At 39.2% G+C, this 16151-nt stretch carries 13 protein-coding genes, 2 tRNA genes and 1 rRNA gene; 12 read left to right on the top strand and 4 right to left on the bottom strand.

Annotated elements, in window-relative coordinates; all coding sequences use genetic code 11:
* Window position 1 precedes the first annotated feature (1 nt).
* From argE to AC5YDM_RS12980, 4 genes are all read left to right on the top strand, one after another.
* Complete coding sequence (gene argE / locus AC5YDM_RS12995; protein ID WP_496152507.1) at window positions 2-1138, top strand: acetylornithine deacetylase; 1137 nt, start codon at window positions 2-4, stop codon at window positions 1136-1138.
* Between the two features lie 264 nt (window positions 1139-1402).
* Complete coding sequence (locus AC5YDM_RS12990; protein ID WP_496152506.1) at window positions 1403-2911, top strand: amino acid ABC transporter permease/ATP-binding protein; 1509 nt, start codon at window positions 1403-1405, stop codon at window positions 2909-2911.
* A gap of 179 nt (window positions 2912-3090) precedes the next feature.
* A complete protein-coding gene (locus tag AC5YDM_RS12985) occupies window positions 3091-3933 on the top strand; it encodes a transporter substrate-binding domain-containing protein (protein ID WP_496152505.1) in 843 nt (280 codons plus the stop codon).
* Window positions 3934-3957: 24 nt separating this feature from the next.
* Window positions 3958-4827 carry a phytanoyl-CoA dioxygenase family protein gene (locus tag AC5YDM_RS12980; protein WP_496152504.1) on the top strand — a complete coding sequence of 290 codons (870 nt, stop codon included), beginning with the start codon at window positions 3958-3960 and terminating at the stop codon, window positions 4825-4827.
* Window positions 4828-4903: 76 nt separating this feature from the next.
* On the opposite strand, the gene AC5YDM_RS12975 is transcribed toward AC5YDM_RS12980, so the two are convergent.
* Window positions 4904-5629 carry a class II aldolase and adducin N-terminal domain-containing protein gene (locus AC5YDM_RS12975; RefSeq protein ID WP_496152503.1) on the bottom strand — a complete coding sequence of 242 codons (726 nt, stop codon included), beginning with the start codon at window positions 5627-5629 and terminating at the stop codon, window positions 4904-4906.
* Between the two features lie 164 nt (window positions 5630-5793).
* On the opposite strand from AC5YDM_RS12975, the gene AC5YDM_RS12970 reads away from it, so the two are divergent.
* The 3 genes from AC5YDM_RS12970 to AC5YDM_RS12960 all read left to right on the top strand — a co-directional run bounded on the left by AC5YDM_RS12970 (window position 5794) and on the right by AC5YDM_RS12960 (window position 8321).
* Window positions 5794-6642: an ABC transporter substrate-binding protein gene (locus AC5YDM_RS12970; RefSeq protein WP_496152502.1), complete on the top strand. Its 849-nt coding sequence runs from the start codon at window positions 5794-5796 to the stop codon at window positions 6640-6642.
* A gap of 47 nt (window positions 6643-6689) precedes the next feature.
* Window positions 6690-7862, top strand: coding sequence for a hypothetical protein (locus AC5YDM_RS12965; protein WP_496152501.1), 1173 nt, complete (start codon window positions 6690-6692; stop codon window positions 7860-7862).
* A 150-nt stretch (window positions 7863-8012) separates the two neighbouring features.
* Window positions 8013-8321, top strand: coding sequence for a hypothetical protein (locus AC5YDM_RS12960; protein ID WP_496152500.1), 309 nt, complete (start codon window positions 8013-8015; stop codon window positions 8319-8321).
* Between the two features lie 52 nt (window positions 8322-8373).
* On the opposite strand, the gene AC5YDM_RS12955 is transcribed toward AC5YDM_RS12960, so the two are convergent.
* Window positions 8374-9366, bottom strand: a complete 993-nt coding sequence (locus AC5YDM_RS12955) for a TauD/TfdA family dioxygenase (RefSeq protein ID WP_496152499.1) — start codon at window positions 9364-9366, stop codon at window positions 8374-8376.
* Between the two features lie 102 nt (window positions 9367-9468).
* Window positions 9469-10743 carry a flavin-containing monooxygenase gene (locus tag AC5YDM_RS12950; RefSeq protein WP_496152498.1) on the bottom strand — a complete coding sequence of 425 codons (1275 nt, stop codon included), beginning with the start codon at window positions 10741-10743 and terminating at the stop codon, window positions 9469-9471.
* 304 nt (window positions 10744-11047) lie between these two features.
* Between AC5YDM_RS12950 and AC5YDM_RS12945 the strand changes: the two genes are divergently transcribed.
* Window positions 11048-12163, top strand: coding sequence for an S-(hydroxymethyl)glutathione dehydrogenase/class III alcohol dehydrogenase (locus AC5YDM_RS12945; protein WP_496152497.1), 1116 nt, complete (start codon window positions 11048-11050; stop codon window positions 12161-12163).
* A 160-nt stretch (window positions 12164-12323) separates the two neighbouring features.
* On the opposite strand, the gene AC5YDM_RS12940 is transcribed toward AC5YDM_RS12945, so the two are convergent.
* On the bottom strand, window positions 12324-13115 hold the full coding sequence (locus AC5YDM_RS12940; RefSeq protein ID WP_496152496.1) for a phytanoyl-CoA dioxygenase family protein: 792 nt from the start codon (window positions 13113-13115) through the stop codon (window positions 12324-12326).
* A gap of 267 nt (window positions 13116-13382) precedes the next feature.
* On the opposite strand from AC5YDM_RS12940, the gene AC5YDM_RS12935 reads away from it, so the two are divergent.
* The 4 genes from AC5YDM_RS12935 (at window position 13383) to AC5YDM_RS12920 (ending at window position 15971) form a co-directional block, all read left to right on the top strand.
* Complete coding sequence (locus AC5YDM_RS12935) at window positions 13383-13496, top strand: hypothetical protein (protein ID WP_496152495.1); 114 nt, start codon at window positions 13383-13385, stop codon at window positions 13494-13496.
* A 687-nt stretch (window positions 13497-14183) separates the two neighbouring features.
* A 16S ribosomal RNA gene (locus AC5YDM_RS12930) occupies window positions 14184-15721 on the top strand.
* 61 nt (window positions 15722-15782) lie between these two features.
* Window positions 15783-15859, top strand: a tRNA-Ile gene (locus tag AC5YDM_RS12925).
* Window positions 15860-15895: 36 nt separating this feature from the next.
* A tRNA-Ala gene (locus AC5YDM_RS12920) sits at window positions 15896-15971 on the top strand.
* The last annotated feature ends 180 nt before the right edge of the window (window positions 15972-16151 follow it).

Raw genomic sequence — 16151 nt, 5'->3', positions numbered from 1 at the left:
TATGAATGATTTAAGCAGTCTTTCGCTTTTATCAAAATTAATTGCATTTGATACCACTTCTTATAAAAGTAATCTAGATTTAATTTTTTATATCCAAGCTTTATTTGAACAACAGAATATTCGTGTTGAACTCAATTTTAATACTGAAAAAAGCAAAGCAAATTTGCTTGCCAGCATAGGTCCAATCGATCAAGCAGGTATTTTGTTATCAGGACATTCAGATGTCGTGCCTATTGATGGACAACAATGGGATACGCCTGCATTTGTTGCAACAGAAAAGGAGGGCAATATCTACGGTCGTGGTACGGCAGATATGAAAGGTTTTTTAGCATGTTCCATCATGACCATGTTGAAAGCATCTGAGCTTGAGTTAAAGCGACCATTGCACCTATGTATTTCTTATGATGAAGAAATTGGATGTATTGGGGTAAGAGGGATTTTGGATCAGCTCTCAGCTACCATGATTCCACCGATCATGTGTGTGATTGGTGAACCGACCATGATGCAGTTGGCTTTGGCACATAAAGGGAAAACAGTATTTAAAGCGCAATGCTGTGGAGAAGAAGGGCACTCCGCTTTAGCGCCACGTTATGTTAATGCGATCCATGTGGCATCGAAATTGGTTGAATCGATTCAAAATGTACAGAATTATCTAAGAGAACAAGGTCATCAAGACTCTGGCTATGATATTCCCTATACCACGGTGCATGTAGGTAAAATTGCAGGGGGGACAGCATTAAATATTGTGCCGAACTCATGTGTGGTGGATTATGAAATTCGTCATTTGGCGCAAGACAATAGCCAGCTGATTCAAGAAAAAATCATTGAACATATCGAAAATGATTTCAAAGTTAAAATTGATGTAGCGGAAGTGAATCAATATCCAGGTCTAAAAACATCAGCGACGATTGAAGCGGTTCAATTTATTCAAAAATTACTTCCAGATACGACACCCGTTGGAAATATTTCATTTGGTACAGAAGGGGGCTTGTTACAACAAGCTTTGAAATGTCCTGTGGTGGTCTGTGGTCCGGGAGATATTGCAGTTGCGCATAAACCCAATGAATATGTTTCGATTGAGCAAATACATCGCTGTGATATTTTTTTAGATAAACTATTAATGAGTTTAGTGAACTAGGATGAAATGAATAAATTTTAAATTTTAGTTAAATATAAAGCTTGATTGTAATGATTAATGTCGCTATAAAAGATATTATAAATATTTCCGTTATTTATAATTATATCGCCCATGAATTTATTTTAATAAGACCAATATAAATGTTGGTCTTTTTTATTGCTTAATAAAAACCTTAGCGATGCATCATTTTTTCAAAATTACTTATTTATCGAAATTCCGATATAACAAAGTTAATAGAAAATAATCATGCAAGTGAGGTTTTGAATGGATTTTAATTGGGCATATACACTCAGTTTGTTTTCACACAAAAGTTTTTGGGAAGCAACGTGGACGGTGATTGAACTCAGTGTTTTGGTCTGGGTGATAGGTATTGTTCTCGGCTTTTTACTCGCACTTGCAAAACAATCAAAATTTAAAGCACTGGCTTGGTCAAGTGATGTTTATATCTGGTTCTTTAGAAGCTTACCTTTATTGGTTCTTTTGGTTTTTACCTATAATTTACCGCAAATTTTTCCTGCATCGAGTGTGGTTTTAGCTTCGCCATTTATTGCGGGTTTGATTGCAATGACTTTGAGTGAAGCTGCCTATATCGCTGAAATTCATCGCGGTGGTTTAACGTCTATTCACAAGGGGCAAATTGAAGCGGGTAAGGCGCTCGGCATTAAGTATTCAGGCATTCAACGATTAATTGTGATTCCACAAGCTTTTCGTGTTGCATTACCTGCGCTTGGAAATGAATACGTTTCGATTGTGAAATTGACCTCATTGGTTTCTGTCATTTCACTTACTGAAATTTTATTGGTTGGTCAACGTTTATATACCCAAAACTTCTTGGTTATGGAAACCATGCTTGCTGTTGCATTTTACTATGTATTGATCGTGACATTATTTGGCTGGTTAATGGGCTGGTTTGAACGAAAAATCGATATTACGCGTCGTAAACCAGGTTTATTGGCTGAAAATGATCCTTTAAATCAGTTGCCTGCTGCATCCGTTCGAGCGCGTAAAGCTATTAGCAATCAACACAATAGCGAGTTTGCTTTAGAAGCGACCAATATTCATAAGTCTTATGGTAATCAAGAAGTCCTTAAAGGCATTGATTTAAAAGTAAAATGGGGCGAAGTGATTTCAGTCATCGGGCCATCGGGTTCAGGTAAGACGACATTAATTCGTACTTTGAATGGATTGGAATCATTGAATCAAGGCACGGTCAATTTATTGGGGCAACCATTTCTAAAAGATCAAGAACTGACAGAAAATTCGATCGAATATAAAAAACAGATCGTCAATGTAGGCATGGTGTTTCAAAGCTTTAACCTGTTCCCACATAAAACGATTTTAGAAAATGTCATGTTAGCCCCGCTTTATCACAATATGGATACTGTGCTTGACAGTAAAATCACGGCTTTGGCGATGCTTGAAAAAGTAGGAATGAAGCAACATGCCAATAAATACCCACACCAACTTTCTGGTGGTCAACAGCAACGTGTTGCCATTGCACGTGCCTTGGCGATGCAACCTTCGATCATTCTGTTTGATGAGCCAACTTCTGCGCTTGATCCAGAATTGGTGAATGAAGTGCTAAAAGTCATTGAAGAGTTGGCAAGTGAAGGGCTAACCATGATTATTGTAACGCATGAAATGCGCTTTGCATTTCAAGTTTCAGATCGAGTGGTATTTATGGAAGGTGGGCATGTAGTATTAAATGATACACCTGAGGTATTAGAGAATACCGAGAATGAGCGTTTCCAACGTTTTATTTCAAATGATTAATATATTCCTCTAAACGCTATTGATAAAGATACAGCCATTATTGGCTGTATTTTTTTATTTTAACGGTACTAAATTTTATTTTTATAAATCCATGCATTTAAAAATCAGAATCGGATTGTTGAATATTTTGTTTTATATTTTATTTACAGGATAAATAAATAATGTGATAGGGGTATGAAATGCAAAAGAAATCATTATTGCTAGGGGCTGTAGTTGGTGCATTACTCCTTACGGGGTGTGCTAAACAAACTGAAAAAGATACTGCACAGGCTGGTGCAGTAGAGAAGAAATCTGTGACGGTCGGTTCTGATTTGACGTTTCCCCCTTATGAATATTTAAAAGATGGTGTACCAAGTGGTGTTAGCGTGGAAATTATGGAAAAAATTGCTGAGGTCGATGGTACATATAAAGCAGAGTGGATTGATACGCGTTGGGCGAATTTAATACCAGGTTTGAAAGGTGAAAAATTCGATATTCTTTTTTCTTCCATGTACATCACCAAAGAACGTCTTGAGCAAATTGACATGATTCCGTATTACAAAACGGATATTTCATTATTGGTTTTAAATGATTCAAAGCTTGCGCCCAAAGGTGCAAATGACCTATGTGGACGTACTGTAGGTGCGATGAAAGGGACGGCATTCTCAGAACAGGTACATAAAATTTCTAAAGAGCGCTGTGTAGCAGAAGGCAAAGAGGCGATTACGATTCGTGAATTTGAAACATCTCCTCAAACGACTCAAGCGTTATTAGCACATGCTGTAGAGATTCAATACGATGATGCAGCCGTTTTAAAAGCCGCTGAAAAGAATCTAACAGGCAAAGTCAAAATCACATCTACTGAAGAGTTTTTCCCAACTGTAGGTGGGATTGGCATCCGTAAAGGAGATACTGCTACGTATAAAATGGTTGAAGATGGTATCAATAAAATCAAAGCCTCTGGTGAGTTTGAAAAAATCCTTCATGCATATGGTTTAAAAGCACCAACAGATGAAGATATCAAAGCCGTGATGGGTCAATAATTTTTGGGAAATAAGGTAAATCACATGTTAAATCAAATACAAATAGATCAATTCCATCGTGACGGTTATTTGGTTGTTGAAAACGTACTCAATCAAGAAGAATTATTGGGTTTACGTACTCAACTTGAAACTTGGGTGGATGAAAGCCGTGATTTTCAAGAAGCTTATGGTGAAACCATCGATGGTCGTTCACGTTTTGATGTCGATCCGACAGATCATAGTTCAGACCATCCTGCTTTACGTCGTGTAAGTTCTCCTACTGAAATTTCAGATGCTTATTTTGAAACTGCGATTCATTCAAATATGGCTGAAATGGCAGGGGAACTTATTGGGGGCAGTGGTACGCGTTTCCATCACAGTAAAGTCAATGCAAAATTGCCACATACCGCTACGACTGTGAAGTGGCATCAAGATTTTCCATTCACGCCACATACCAATGATGACATGATCACTGCATTATTGATGGTCGGTGAAGTGACTCAAGACAATGGCCCATTGCAAGTAATTCCAGGGAGTCATAAAGGGGAGTTATACAACCATTGGCAAAATGGTCGGTTTACTGGAAAAGTGGAAGATGAGGTAGAAGCCAAAGCATGCCAAGACTTTGTGTCATGCATCGGACCAGCAGGTTCAGTGTGCTTTATGCATACACGGTTATTACATGCATCTGGGGCGAATCATACCGAACTGCCACGCTATTTATTTATCACTGTGTATGCTGCAGAAGATGCGGTTGCACTTTCAGATAATCCATTGCCAAGTGTGCATCAGGGACAGTTAGTTTATGGTGTCGAAAGTGGTCAAGTTCGTATGACCGCAAACCGATTGCAGATGCCACAAAAGCCAAAAGGTGCTTCATTTTTTGTTCAACAAGCAGGCTTGGAAATGGCTTAAGTATAAGTCCCACCATAAAAAAAGAGCTTTTTATCAAGCTCTTTTTTTATTACTACAATTAAATTGCAATAAAAAACTAATCCATGAAACTTGGATCTTCTTGTATTAATAAAGTCTTCATTTCTTCAAAATGAGCAATACTAAAATCTTCAATTTTTTCCCAATCCTGTGCCGTTTTTTCAGCAACATCATCAGCCAAAATATTTAAAGCTTGGCCTGTAGAATATGCATTAATTAGAATTTGGCTTGCGCGTTCAAAGGTATACATATCATCAAAAGCGACACCAATGTCATGCGAACCAATCAGTACGCCATGATTTCCCATGAGCAATCGTGAGTTGCTTTTTAAAAGAGAAGCTAAACGTTGTCCTTCAGCAATATGATCTGCCATGCCACTATAATTTGAATCATAAGAAACACGATTAAAGTAACGTGCGCTATTTTGTTCAATTGGTAATAGTGTCGGATTTTTTAAACAAGATAATGTTGTTGTATAGATTGGGTGTAAATGCATGATCACTTTAATGTCTGGACGCAATTGATGAATTTGTCCATGTATAGCCCATGCCGTTGAATCTATTTTTCCTTTGTCAAAACTACTTGGATCATCTGCATGAACGAGAACCAAGTCGCTGGCTTTAATCTTAGAAAAATGCACCCATTTAGGGTTCAATAAAAATGATTTCCCATCTTCCGAAATTGCCGCACTGAAGTGATTCGCAACGGCTTCATGCATGCCTAATTTTGCACTTAAACGTAGCGAAGCTGCCAAATCGATGCGTAATTGTGATTCGCTTTTCATGTTATTTATCTCGTTGAAATATATGAAAAGTCTAAGCGTAATTGTTTCCTTTGTTGCATCGTTTTTTCTAGCGAATTGACTAGGAAATTCAAAATTACTTTTGGAAAAAAACTCACGTATAACATTTTTAAGCCAATTAAATATGTGTCATGGGAGTTTCGAAAATGCGTGTCATTTCAAAGGTGAAACCACTGGTTGCTGCTTTGTGTTTAATGTGTGGATTGAGTGCTTGTAGTGATCAACCTGAGGCTGAAAAAGACTCTGCTGCAAAGGTTGAGTCAAAGGTATATCAAATCGGAAGTGATATGACCTTTCCTCCATTTGAGTCGATTGAAAATGGCAAACCTGTTGGATTTGATATTGATATTGCCAACGGGATTTTTGCACATACAGGTGAAAAGGCTGAATTTGTCGATAGCCGTTTTTCAAACTTAATTACGGGTCTAGAAGCCAATAAGTTTGATTTGGTGATGTCTGCGTTGTACATCACCAAAGAGCGTTTGAATAAGGTCGATATGGTGCCTTATTACATGACCACTGAAGCGTTGATTGCGCTGTCAGATTCGAGTTATCAACCTAAAACACGTGATGACTTATGTGGAAAAACTATTTCAGCTCAAAAAGGCTCAATGTTCCCTGAACAATTACGTCAAATGTCCCAGAATAGCTGTGTAGCAAAAGGCAAAGATGCAATTACCGTCCGTGAATTTGATACATCTCCTGAGTCCGTTCAAGCCTTACTCGCAAAAGCTGTAGATGCACATTATGACGATGCAAGTGTTGCAAAAAGTACGGTCGAAAAGCTGAAAGGACGCATTTTAATTAGCTCAACAGAACCTTTTTTCCCTGTGTTAGGCGGCATTGCAGTGCCTAAAGGAAATCCAGAAATGCTTGAAAAAGTGAAAGCAGGTTTAGCGGCAATGAAAGCATCGGGTGAATACGACAAACTCATCACGCAATACAACCTTCAAGCACCACGTGATGAAGAAGTTCAAAAATATATGCCGCAATAAATCAAAAGTGAATCCGTAGTTCTGACCATTAACTTAGAGATACTTCAATGCTTAAAAACAACCTTAACCTCGCAATGACTTTCGTGATTTTCGGTGGGCTCATGACCCCTTTGCATGCAGCAGATTTGAAAATAGGTGATCCTCAATCCGATTTGGGAGAGTTGGCTATCTCAGGCTTTTTACGAGCGAAATACCAAGATAAAAGCTGGACTGAAAATGACCATAAATTAACCTTTGATGCGGCCAGAATTAATATTGATTACACCTCACCTCAGTTTTTTGGTCATATTGAATATCGTTGTTATCAATTTGATAAGCTTTGTGATTTTTCCACACTTGTCGATGCTTACGCAGGTTATAACATTAATCAAAATCATCTTGTACAAGCCGGTTTACAAGCCGTTCCATTTGGTCCAGGACGTTTTTGGGAAAGCAACTACTATGGTGGTGTAATCACCCAAATTGGCTTGGAAGATGTACATAACCTCGGTGTGAAATATCAGGGTAAATTTGATACCAATACCAAATTAGAGCTCGCATACTTTACAGGAGATGGCGGTAAATACAGTGGCCCATACTCAGATGATGCAAGTCGCTATACTTCGAACTATGTTAAGCCGGAAGATCCATCGCTGACACATTTAGATGAAACCAATATGTTCATTGCACGTGTTGAGCAACAGTTAACTTCATTGCCAGAGGGTGTGAAGGGGGCTGTGGGTGGATCATATTGGTATTCTGATATTGACAATAAGAGCAATGGCTTAACAGGTGATCGCCAAGCATGGGCATTGTTTGGAAATATCAGTTATCAAAACTTTGATGCTGCATTGACAGTGGGCAAAAATAAAGTTGATAACCAAGATTCTTCAAATCCAAATTTGTCGTTAATGGGTTCATTTGATGACAACTATATGGTTGCAAATGAAGGCATGTTCTACACTGCAGATATCGGTTATTCATTTAAAAATGTAGGCAAACTCGATTCTATTCGTCCATATGCGATGTATAGCGCTTACGATAAATCTGAAGACGGTTATGACACTTCAAGTCGTAATATTTTAGGTGTCGCAACTTACTATAAAGATATTACTTTTGTCGCTGAATATATTATGGGTAAAAATGACTTCTTAATTGGAGGTCCTTCAAGCTCATATGGCGTTGGGAGGGATTCAGAAACCCATGAACAGGTGAATCTGCAACTGTATTATAAATTCTAATTTATAAGATTGGTTTGATTTATAGACACTGCATAAAGCAATTTATGCGGTGTTTTTTGTTCTTTTGGGTGAGGGTTTAGGTGGGTTTGTTTGGAAACGCTTGGATGTTAAAATTTTTATTCAATATTTATCCTAAACGATTAAAAGTATATGAAACTCATCGAAATTGAACCTTATTTTTGGGAGTTATATCAAGATGAAAATACCATGTATCTCAGCATATATATTCATAGCAGTTTTGTGACTTGGGAAAAGTCTGTTTGTTTGGATGAAGAGGCGATAAACAATTACAACCAACACGGTAAACTGAGTATTGATGCTTTAGCGAAAAGAATTGAAAGTAGTCAAATAAGAAAGGATGATGAAAGATTTTATGCATACAAAAGCGTAGATAAAGAACAAAGAAGCAATATGTATAACGCTTTCATGGATTGGAAAAAATTGAATCAGATTTCATAAATAGTTTGGATACAAAAAAGAGGCGATAATCGCCTCTTTTTAATTTTATAGATTAGGCTACTTCACCTAAACCTTTCGGAATACCATTTCGACCAGGGAAGTCTTTTGCCAGTTTGCGTGCATTCGGCATCTTTAACCACAAACGCAATAATTTACGACGTTTGTCGACGTCATCATAATCTTCAAATGAAGAACGGGAATGCATAACACAATAATTATTACAGAACTGAATATCACCAGGTTCTAACATCATGTCTAATCTTAAACTCGAGTCTTGGCTGATTTGATCAAAAATATTTAAGGCATCGATTTGTACTTGAGACAGTGGAACACTGCGACGGTCATGCCCAAGTTCGATGTAGTAGCGTAAATAGCGGCACGCCAATTTGCCATCAAAATAACTAAAGATCGGTGATAGCGACGGCTCAGTTTCACCCAAATGATCATACCAAGCAGGATGATAGAAATAGCCTAAGTATTCAGGATATTCTGCCAAAATGCGGTTATACACTGTGGACGAACTGACGATACTACTGAGCCCACCTTCTTTTGCTTTGCGAATGGACAGTAGGCCAACCACGTCACTTAAATCAGCGTGATAGGGTAGATAACTATTGGTTTCATATACACGGGTCATTTTTTGATTTTTATCGCCAATGTTTTCGACATAACCAATTAAATCACCACGCGCATTTTGGGTGACTGAGTTCCCCATATGCAAACCGATTAAATAGTAAATATTAGCAAGTTGATGTTCATTGTATTTTTCAGCATCTAAACCACGAATGACGATGAATCCATAACCATTTTCTAACTCATTACAGATTAGATCGATTTGTTTTAAAAACTCTGCATCTTCAATCAATGCATCTGACTTTGCAAAATTTGGAGCCATTAAGTTGTGTTGTTCGAGTTTGCCTAAAGCTTTGTCCAATACATTTAACATATGTGGTGAAAGTTGGTAAATCCAATCTGTTTTATGTGCAATCTCTTGTCCAATCCATGCACATTGATCATTAATAGGGGATTTTAAAATGGTTTTCATATCTGCCTCATTGAAAGATGTCTATAAAACGGAAATGGTGTACAGCACATAAAAAACAGATAAGCCAAATAAACTTGGCTTATCTTCAGTAGGATTTAAGTTTTAAGCGGATTGTTTGAGTAGGTTCTTGTTCGTTTGGTATTCATGGTATTTACGTTGAATATCAATATGTTCAGCAATATGTTTTGCATCATGCCAAACACCCCAAATAAAACTAGAACCACGACCAGTGAGGTAAGGTAAACCTAAGAAATAAACCCCACGTTCAGGTGAAATCCCTTGTTTGTGTTTTGGTTTATTGAGGTCATCAAAGGCATTGACTTGAAGCCAGTTAAAGTCATAGCTAAAACCTGATGCCCAAATAACAGATGTGATATTGGCTTCAGCCATATCCAATTCTAAAATTGGATGAGTCACACATTCAGGATTCGGTAGTTGTTGTCTTGCTTGTGGTTCGGCAGGAAGGTCTAAACCATTTTTAGCGACATAAGCATCAGCTTCATCATAGAAAGCCATCAGTGCAGCATCGCCACCTTCAAGATTTTTCTTTAAATCATCTTTAAAACGAATGGTGTTGTTGTCGAAAGAGTCGGTCATGCCGACGAGCATAATGCCTTGTTTTTCTAATGCACGAAAATCAATATTAATTCCACCATGTGCACCACTCACTGCAAGACCTTTTAGCGGTCCATTGTCTGTACGCATGAAATCCCAGCCACCTAAAACACCCAACCACCATACATTGTCACGGTTACGATAAGTACGTGGCGGACGCTCATGTTGCCCAACGGATAAATAGACTTTTTTACCCGAACGATTGATTTCATCGGCAATTTGAACACCTGAAGAGCCTGCACCAATGACTAAAACTGCTCCTTCAGGGAGTTGTTGTGGATTTTTATATTGGTCTGAATGGATTTGATAAAAAGAAGGATCTTTGGGTGCAACAGGTGGAATGACAGCTTTTTGAAATGCGCCTGTAGCAGACACAATACGTTGGGTATAAATCGTGCCTTCTGAAGTTTCAACTGTAAAACCTAGACGTTTATCAGATTTGTAGGCTTTGTTGACTGATACGCCTGTATGAATCGGAAGTTTAAATTTTTCAGCATATTTTTCGAAATAATCTGCAACTTTATCGTGATGTACAAAACTATCTGGATCAGCATCAAATTCTAAGCCAGGGAAGCAATCGTGCCAGCACGGACCATTTGCAACCAATGAATCCCAACGTCGTGTACGCCATGCTTCTGCAATTCTATTTTTTTCTAATACAACATGCGAAATACCCAGCGTTGTTAAGTGTTCACTCATGGCTACGCCGGCTTGTCCTGCACCAACGACAACCGTATCTACATTTAAATGATCTAATTTCATGTTCTCTATCCTTCTGCCAAAGCTTTGGGTCAAATTCATTGTTGTCATTTATTTTTGAACGTTATTCATTTCAAAAATTAAAATCTGTTTCGATGAATTCAATATAAGTAGCTCTGCTGAATAGTGAAAATCATATAAGCAAAACATATGCATCAAAAAAACCGAATTGCTTAAACATGGCTGAGTTCATATAAAAGATCACATAAAGAAATTGAAATCTTGTTGCCGAAATTTCATTGCTTGAACCTATATTGTGTAGGTTTGATCAGAATATTCGGGCAACAGTATTGTTAAAGGAAAAAAGATGAAATCACGTGCAGCAGTCGCATTTGCACCAGGCGAACCATTACAAATTATTGAATTAGATGTAGAAGCGCCGAAAGCTGGTGAAGTATTAGTCAAAATCACCCACACAGGTGTTTGTCATACCGATGCCTTTACACTATCGGGCGCAGATCCTGAAGGTATTTTTCCTGCGGTATTGGGGCATGAAGGTGCAGGTATCGTGGTTGAAGTCGGTGAGGGTGTAACAAGTGTTCAGCCAGGTGACCATGTGATTCCACTTTATACTGCTGAATGTGGAGAATGCTTATTTTGTCAATCAGGAAAAACTAACCTCTGCGTATCTGTCCGCGCAACTCAAGGTAAGGGTGTCATGCCAGATGGTACGACGCGTTTTTCTTATAATGGCCAACCGATTTACCACTATATGGGCTGTTCAACGTTCTCTGAATATACTGTCGTTGCAGAAGTTTCACTTGCTAAGGTCAATCCTGAGGCGAATCCAGAGCATGTATGCTTATTGGGCTGTGGTGTGACCACAGGCATTGGCGCAGTACATAACACTGCTAAAGTTCAAAAGGGTGATTCTGTAGCAGTATTTGGTTTAGGTGGGATTGGTTTGGCTGTTGTACAAGGAGCTAGACAAGCCAAAGCAGGTCGAATTATTGTGGTTGATACCAATCCAGAAAAATTCAAATTGGCAGCAGAATTTGGTGCCACTGATTTTGTGAATCCAAAAGATCATCCAAAACCTGTACAGGAAGTCATTGTGGAAATGACAGGTTGGGGTGTTGATCATTCATTTGAATGTATAGGCAATGTGAATGTCATGCGCTCTGCATTGGAAAGTGCGCATCGAGGATGGGGACAATCCATTATTATTGGTGTTGCTGGAGCAGGACAAGAAATTTCAACACGACCATTTCAGCTGGTGACAGGGCGAACGTGGAAAGGAACTGCATTTGGTGGTGTAAAAGGGCGTACTCAGTTACCCAAAATGGTTGAAGATGCCATGAAAGGTGATATTCAATTAGAACCTTTTGTGACCCACACAATGGGCTTGGAGAAAATTAATGAAGCCTTTGATTTAATGCATGAAGGTAAATCCATTCGAACTGTCATTCATTTTAAAGATTAAGCATAAATAAAATATTATAAGCTCTGAGTCATCAGGGCTTTTTTAATGATGAATTGAGTCAGCTATATACAAAAAAACCAATGTTCAAATGGGTGAACATTGGCAAAACTAGAATTAGCGTTCAATTCAATCATCAATTTGCATGTTTAAAGCATCCGAATTAAGCCACAAATGGAAACTCATCTTCAGGTAGAGCATCTCCTGTAGCTAATAGATTGATCAAATGTGGATATTGAGGTGATGTTTTACCTCCTCGATTGACATAAATGGCATCATCACCTAACCAGCGGAAAGACACAGCTCTACGTGCATGTTCAGTTGATAGATTACCGGGTGCACCGTGAATGGTCAGGTAGTTGAAAGCGATCGCATCACCAGGTTCAAGTGCCCAGCCTAAAATGTTGTAGTCTTCACGATGCTGATCAATGTCAGGTAAGATCTCTTCGTTGGCACCTTTATGATCGTAATATTCGCCATTGAAACTTAGTGGCTTGAAGTGTTTGCCCCATTGATGCGAACCTGCGATAAACTCAATTGTAGAATCACGTGAAACTGGATCTAGAGGAATCCATAGGCTCAAAGTTTGTTTCGCATCGACTGGATAATAAGGTGCATCATGATGCCAAGGCGTCACTTTGGCAGAGCCAATACCTTTAACTAAAACATGTTCATGAAACATACGTACCGAATTTGATCCCATAATTGATTTAACAATTTCAGCTGCGGGACTTTCTTTTACAAATTGGTTGAAAGCTTCGATACGTTGCCAATTGCAATAGTCCGCCCAAAAGCGACCTTGAGTTTCACCAGGGGTATAGTCACGAAACCACTGTCCTGGACGCTCAAAATTTTCTTGAACCCCAGACTCTAATAATGGAATCCACTCTTTAAATAATCCACGAATGACGACTACACCATCTCGCTCAAATATTTCACATTCCGTCTCTAACATATTTCACGCTCAACTATATTGAAAATTACTTGGGAAGTTACAAACTGGATAAAATATAAAAGTAGTGATCGCTCACTTAAATAAGCTATTTAAAAAGATTTACTTCAATATTTCGGAAGCAAAACAAATGAAGTGATTTATCTGGCTTTAGATAGGCTATGTCATCAATAAAACTGAATAAGACTAATTGTAATATCGTTGAACAAAGCTAAACCAAAAAGGTTAATATCATTGCATTACAATTTCTTTTTAAAGGTTTGGTTGCAGATGAATTTTTTAAAAAAGAAAAACAAAGCCAGTTTTGTTTTTTTCATTATTACGCTTTATTCATTTTTGGGATTTGGTATCGGTTACGTTATTTGGGAATTTTTTCTTTCTTAGGAATAGATGTTGTTATTGTATTCAGCCGATCAATTTAATCGGCTTTCAACTCTTTAATGTGATGTGGAATAAAATCGTCATTTCCTAAACAATAATTTTAGACTCTAACCTCTAACGCATATTTTAAAATCATTACGATCCAGCAAGATCTTTAGAAAATGAGTCTAAAAATATTATCCAATAGTGATGTAACTGTTAAATGGCATTGCAAGAACTGTTTTTTATCTGATGATCTTTAATGAATTGAGATTAGAACAACTTGAGTTCTAAAATAAAAAACTGAATGTTGAATGCTTTTTTATGAAATTCGTTTATTAAACCAACAGAAAACATTCAAATTCACTTATTTTGTTTGAAAAATAAACACTCGCTATATTTTATTTAAAATAGGGGTTGCGCGTTAAATAAAACTGTATAGAATACGCAGCATCCCGACGCGATACAGCAAACGAACTTAGCTGAACAGGTTAAGTTGTTAAGATTGTATTGTGTTGAACTTGTCTCTGACGAAGAGCAAGAAGATCATTAAGAGATTATGAAGAACAACTTGTGTGGATTTTTACTGATTGATTGATCGAAATTATTTTCATTGATTGATGGTAGAAATTACTCGAAGTTTATTTGAGAAATATTTGTCAGAAAATTGATGAGCCAAGATTGGTGCCCTTTAAGGCACTAAGCAATATTAAACTGAAGAGTTTGATCATGGCTCAGATTGAACGCTGGCGGCAGGCTTAACACATGCAAGTCGAGCGGGGAAGAGTAGCTTGCTACTTTACTTAGCGGCGGACGGGTGAGTAATGCTTAGGAATCTGCCTATTAGTGGGGGACAACATTTCGAAAGGAATGCTAATACCGCATACGTCCTACGGGAGAAAGCAGGGGACCTTCGGGCCTTGCGCTAATAGATGAGCCTAAGTCGGATTAGCTAGTTGGTGGGGTAAAGGCCTACCAAGGCGACGATCTGTAGCGGGTCTGAGAGGATGATCCGCCACACTGGGACTGAGACACGGCCCAGACTCCTACGGGAGGCAGCAGTGGGGAATATTGGACAATGGGGGGAACCCTGATCCAGCCATGCCGCGTGTGTGAAGAAGGCCTTTTGGTTGTAAAGCACTTTAAGCGAGGAGGAGGCTACCGAGATTAATACTCTTGGATAGTGGACGTTACTCGCAGAATAAGCACCGGCTAACTCTGTGCCAGCAGCCGCGGTAATACAGAGGGTGCGAGCGTTAATCGGATTTACTGGGCGTAAAGCGTGCGTAGGTGGTCTTTTAAGTCGGATGTGAAATCCCTGAGCTTAACTTAGGAATTGCATTCGATACTGGGAGACTAGAGTATGGGAGAGGATGGTAGAATTCCAGGTGTAGCGGTGAAATGCGTAGAGATCTGGAGGAATACCGATGGCGAAGGCAGCCATCTGGCCTAATACTGACACTGAGGTACGAAAGCATGGGGAGCAAACAGGATTAGATACCCTGGTAGTCCATGCCGTAAACGATGTCTACTAGCCGTTGGGGTCTTTGAGACTTTAGTGGCGCAGCTAACGCGATAAGTAGACCGCCTGGGGAGTACGGTCGCAAGACTAAAACTCAAATGAATTGACGGGGGCCCGCACAAGCGGTGGAGCATGTGGTTTAATTCGATGCAACGCGAAGAACCTTACCTGGTCTTGACATACAGAGAACTTTCCAGAGATGGATTGGTGCCTTCGGGAACTCTGATACAGGTGCTGCATGGCTGTCGTCAGCTCGTGTCGTGAGATGTTGGGTTAAGTCCCGCAACGAGCGCAACCCTTTTCCTTATTTGCCAGCGGGTTAAGCCGGGAACTTTAAGGATACTGCCAGTGACAAACTGGAGGAAGGCGGGGACGACGTCAAGTCATCATGGCCCTTACGACCAGGGCTACACACGTGCTACAATGGTCGGTACAAAGGGTTGCTACCTAGCGATAGGATGCTAATCTCAAAAAGCCGATCGTAGTCCGGATTGGAGTCTGCAACTCGACTCCATGAAGTCGGAATCGCTAGTAATCGCGGATCAGAATGCCGCGGTGAATACGTTCCCGGGCCTTGTACACACCGCCCGTCACACCATGGGAGTTTGTTGCACCAGAAGTAGGTAGTCTAACCGCAAGGAGGACGCTTACCACGGTGTGGCCGATGACTGGGGTGAAGTCGTAACAAGGTAGCCGTAGGGGAACCTGCGGCTGGATCACCTCCTTAACGAAAGATTGACGATCGGTAAGAATCCACAACAAGTTGTTCTTCATGAAGATGTATCTGAGGGTCTGTAGCTCAGTTGGTTAGAGCACACGCTTGATAAGCGTGGGGTCACAAGTTCAAGTCTTGTCAGACCCACCATGACTTAAGATACATCGAATCTATAAATGATAAGCTGGGGACTTAGCTTAGTTGGTAGAGCGCCTGCTTTGCACGCAGGAGGTCAGGAGTTCGACTCTCCTAGTCTCCACCATACATTCTTCGGAGTGTATAAGCTGAGAAATTATAGAACTTAGTAAATTAGACGATTGAGTTTAAGTTTATTAATTTCTGTGATTTATCACAGTTACCTGCGATCCGATGAGGACGTAGTTAATCATTAACAGAATATATTTGAGTTGAAATAAATTGTTTAAGGCTCATTTCAAGTAGG

Source organism: Acinetobacter sp. CY81, assembly GCF_059515925.1.
The sequence above is the reverse complement of the archived record's forward strand: the minus strand, read 5'-3'. Positions and strand labels throughout refer to the sequence as shown.

Bases quoted from the DNA above. Each gene is read 5' to 3' on its own strand.
- AC5YDM_RS12935 (WP_496152495.1), top strand. From the start codon at position 13,383: ATGAATTTTTTAAAAAAGAAAAACAAAGCCAGTTTTGTTTTTTTCATT.
- AC5YDM_RS12960 (WP_496152500.1), top strand. From the start codon at position 8,013: ATGAAACTCATCGAAATTGAACCTTATTTTTGGGAGTTATATCAAGAT.
- AC5YDM_RS12950 (WP_496152498.1), bottom strand. From the start codon at position 10,743: ATGAAATTAGATCATTTAAATGTAGATACGGTTGTCGTTGGTGCAGGA.
- AC5YDM_RS12985 (WP_496152505.1), top strand. From the start codon at position 3,091: ATGCAAAAGAAATCATTATTGCTAGGGGCTGTAGTTGGTGCATTACTC.
- AC5YDM_RS12955 (WP_496152499.1), bottom strand. From the start codon at position 9,366: ATGAAAACCATTTTAAAATCCCCTATTAATGATCAATGTGCATGGATT.
- AC5YDM_RS12970 (WP_496152502.1), top strand. From the start codon at position 5,794: ATGCGTGTCATTTCAAAGGTGAAACCACTGGTTGCTGCTTTGTGTTTA.
- AC5YDM_RS12975 (WP_496152503.1), bottom strand. From the start codon at position 5,629: ATGAAAAGCGAATCACAATTACGCATCGATTTGGCAGCTTCGCTACGT.
- AC5YDM_RS12940 (WP_496152496.1), bottom strand. From the start codon at position 13,115: ATGTTAGAGACGGAATGTGAAATATTTGAGCGAGATGGTGTAGTCGTC.
- AC5YDM_RS12980 (WP_496152504.1), top strand. From the start codon at position 3,958: ATGTTAAATCAAATACAAATAGATCAATTCCATCGTGACGGTTATTTG.
- AC5YDM_RS12945 (WP_496152497.1), top strand. From the start codon at position 11,048: ATGAAATCACGTGCAGCAGTCGCATTTGCACCAGGCGAACCATTACAA.
- AC5YDM_RS12990 (WP_496152506.1), top strand. From the start codon at position 1,403: ATGGATTTTAATTGGGCATATACACTCAGTTTGTTTTCACACAAAAGT.
- argE (WP_496152507.1), top strand. From the start codon at position 2: ATGAATGATTTAAGCAGTCTTTCGCTTTTATCAAAATTAATTGCATTT.
- AC5YDM_RS12965 (WP_496152501.1), top strand. From the start codon at position 6,690: ATGCTTAAAAACAACCTTAACCTCGCAATGACTTTCGTGATTTTCGGT.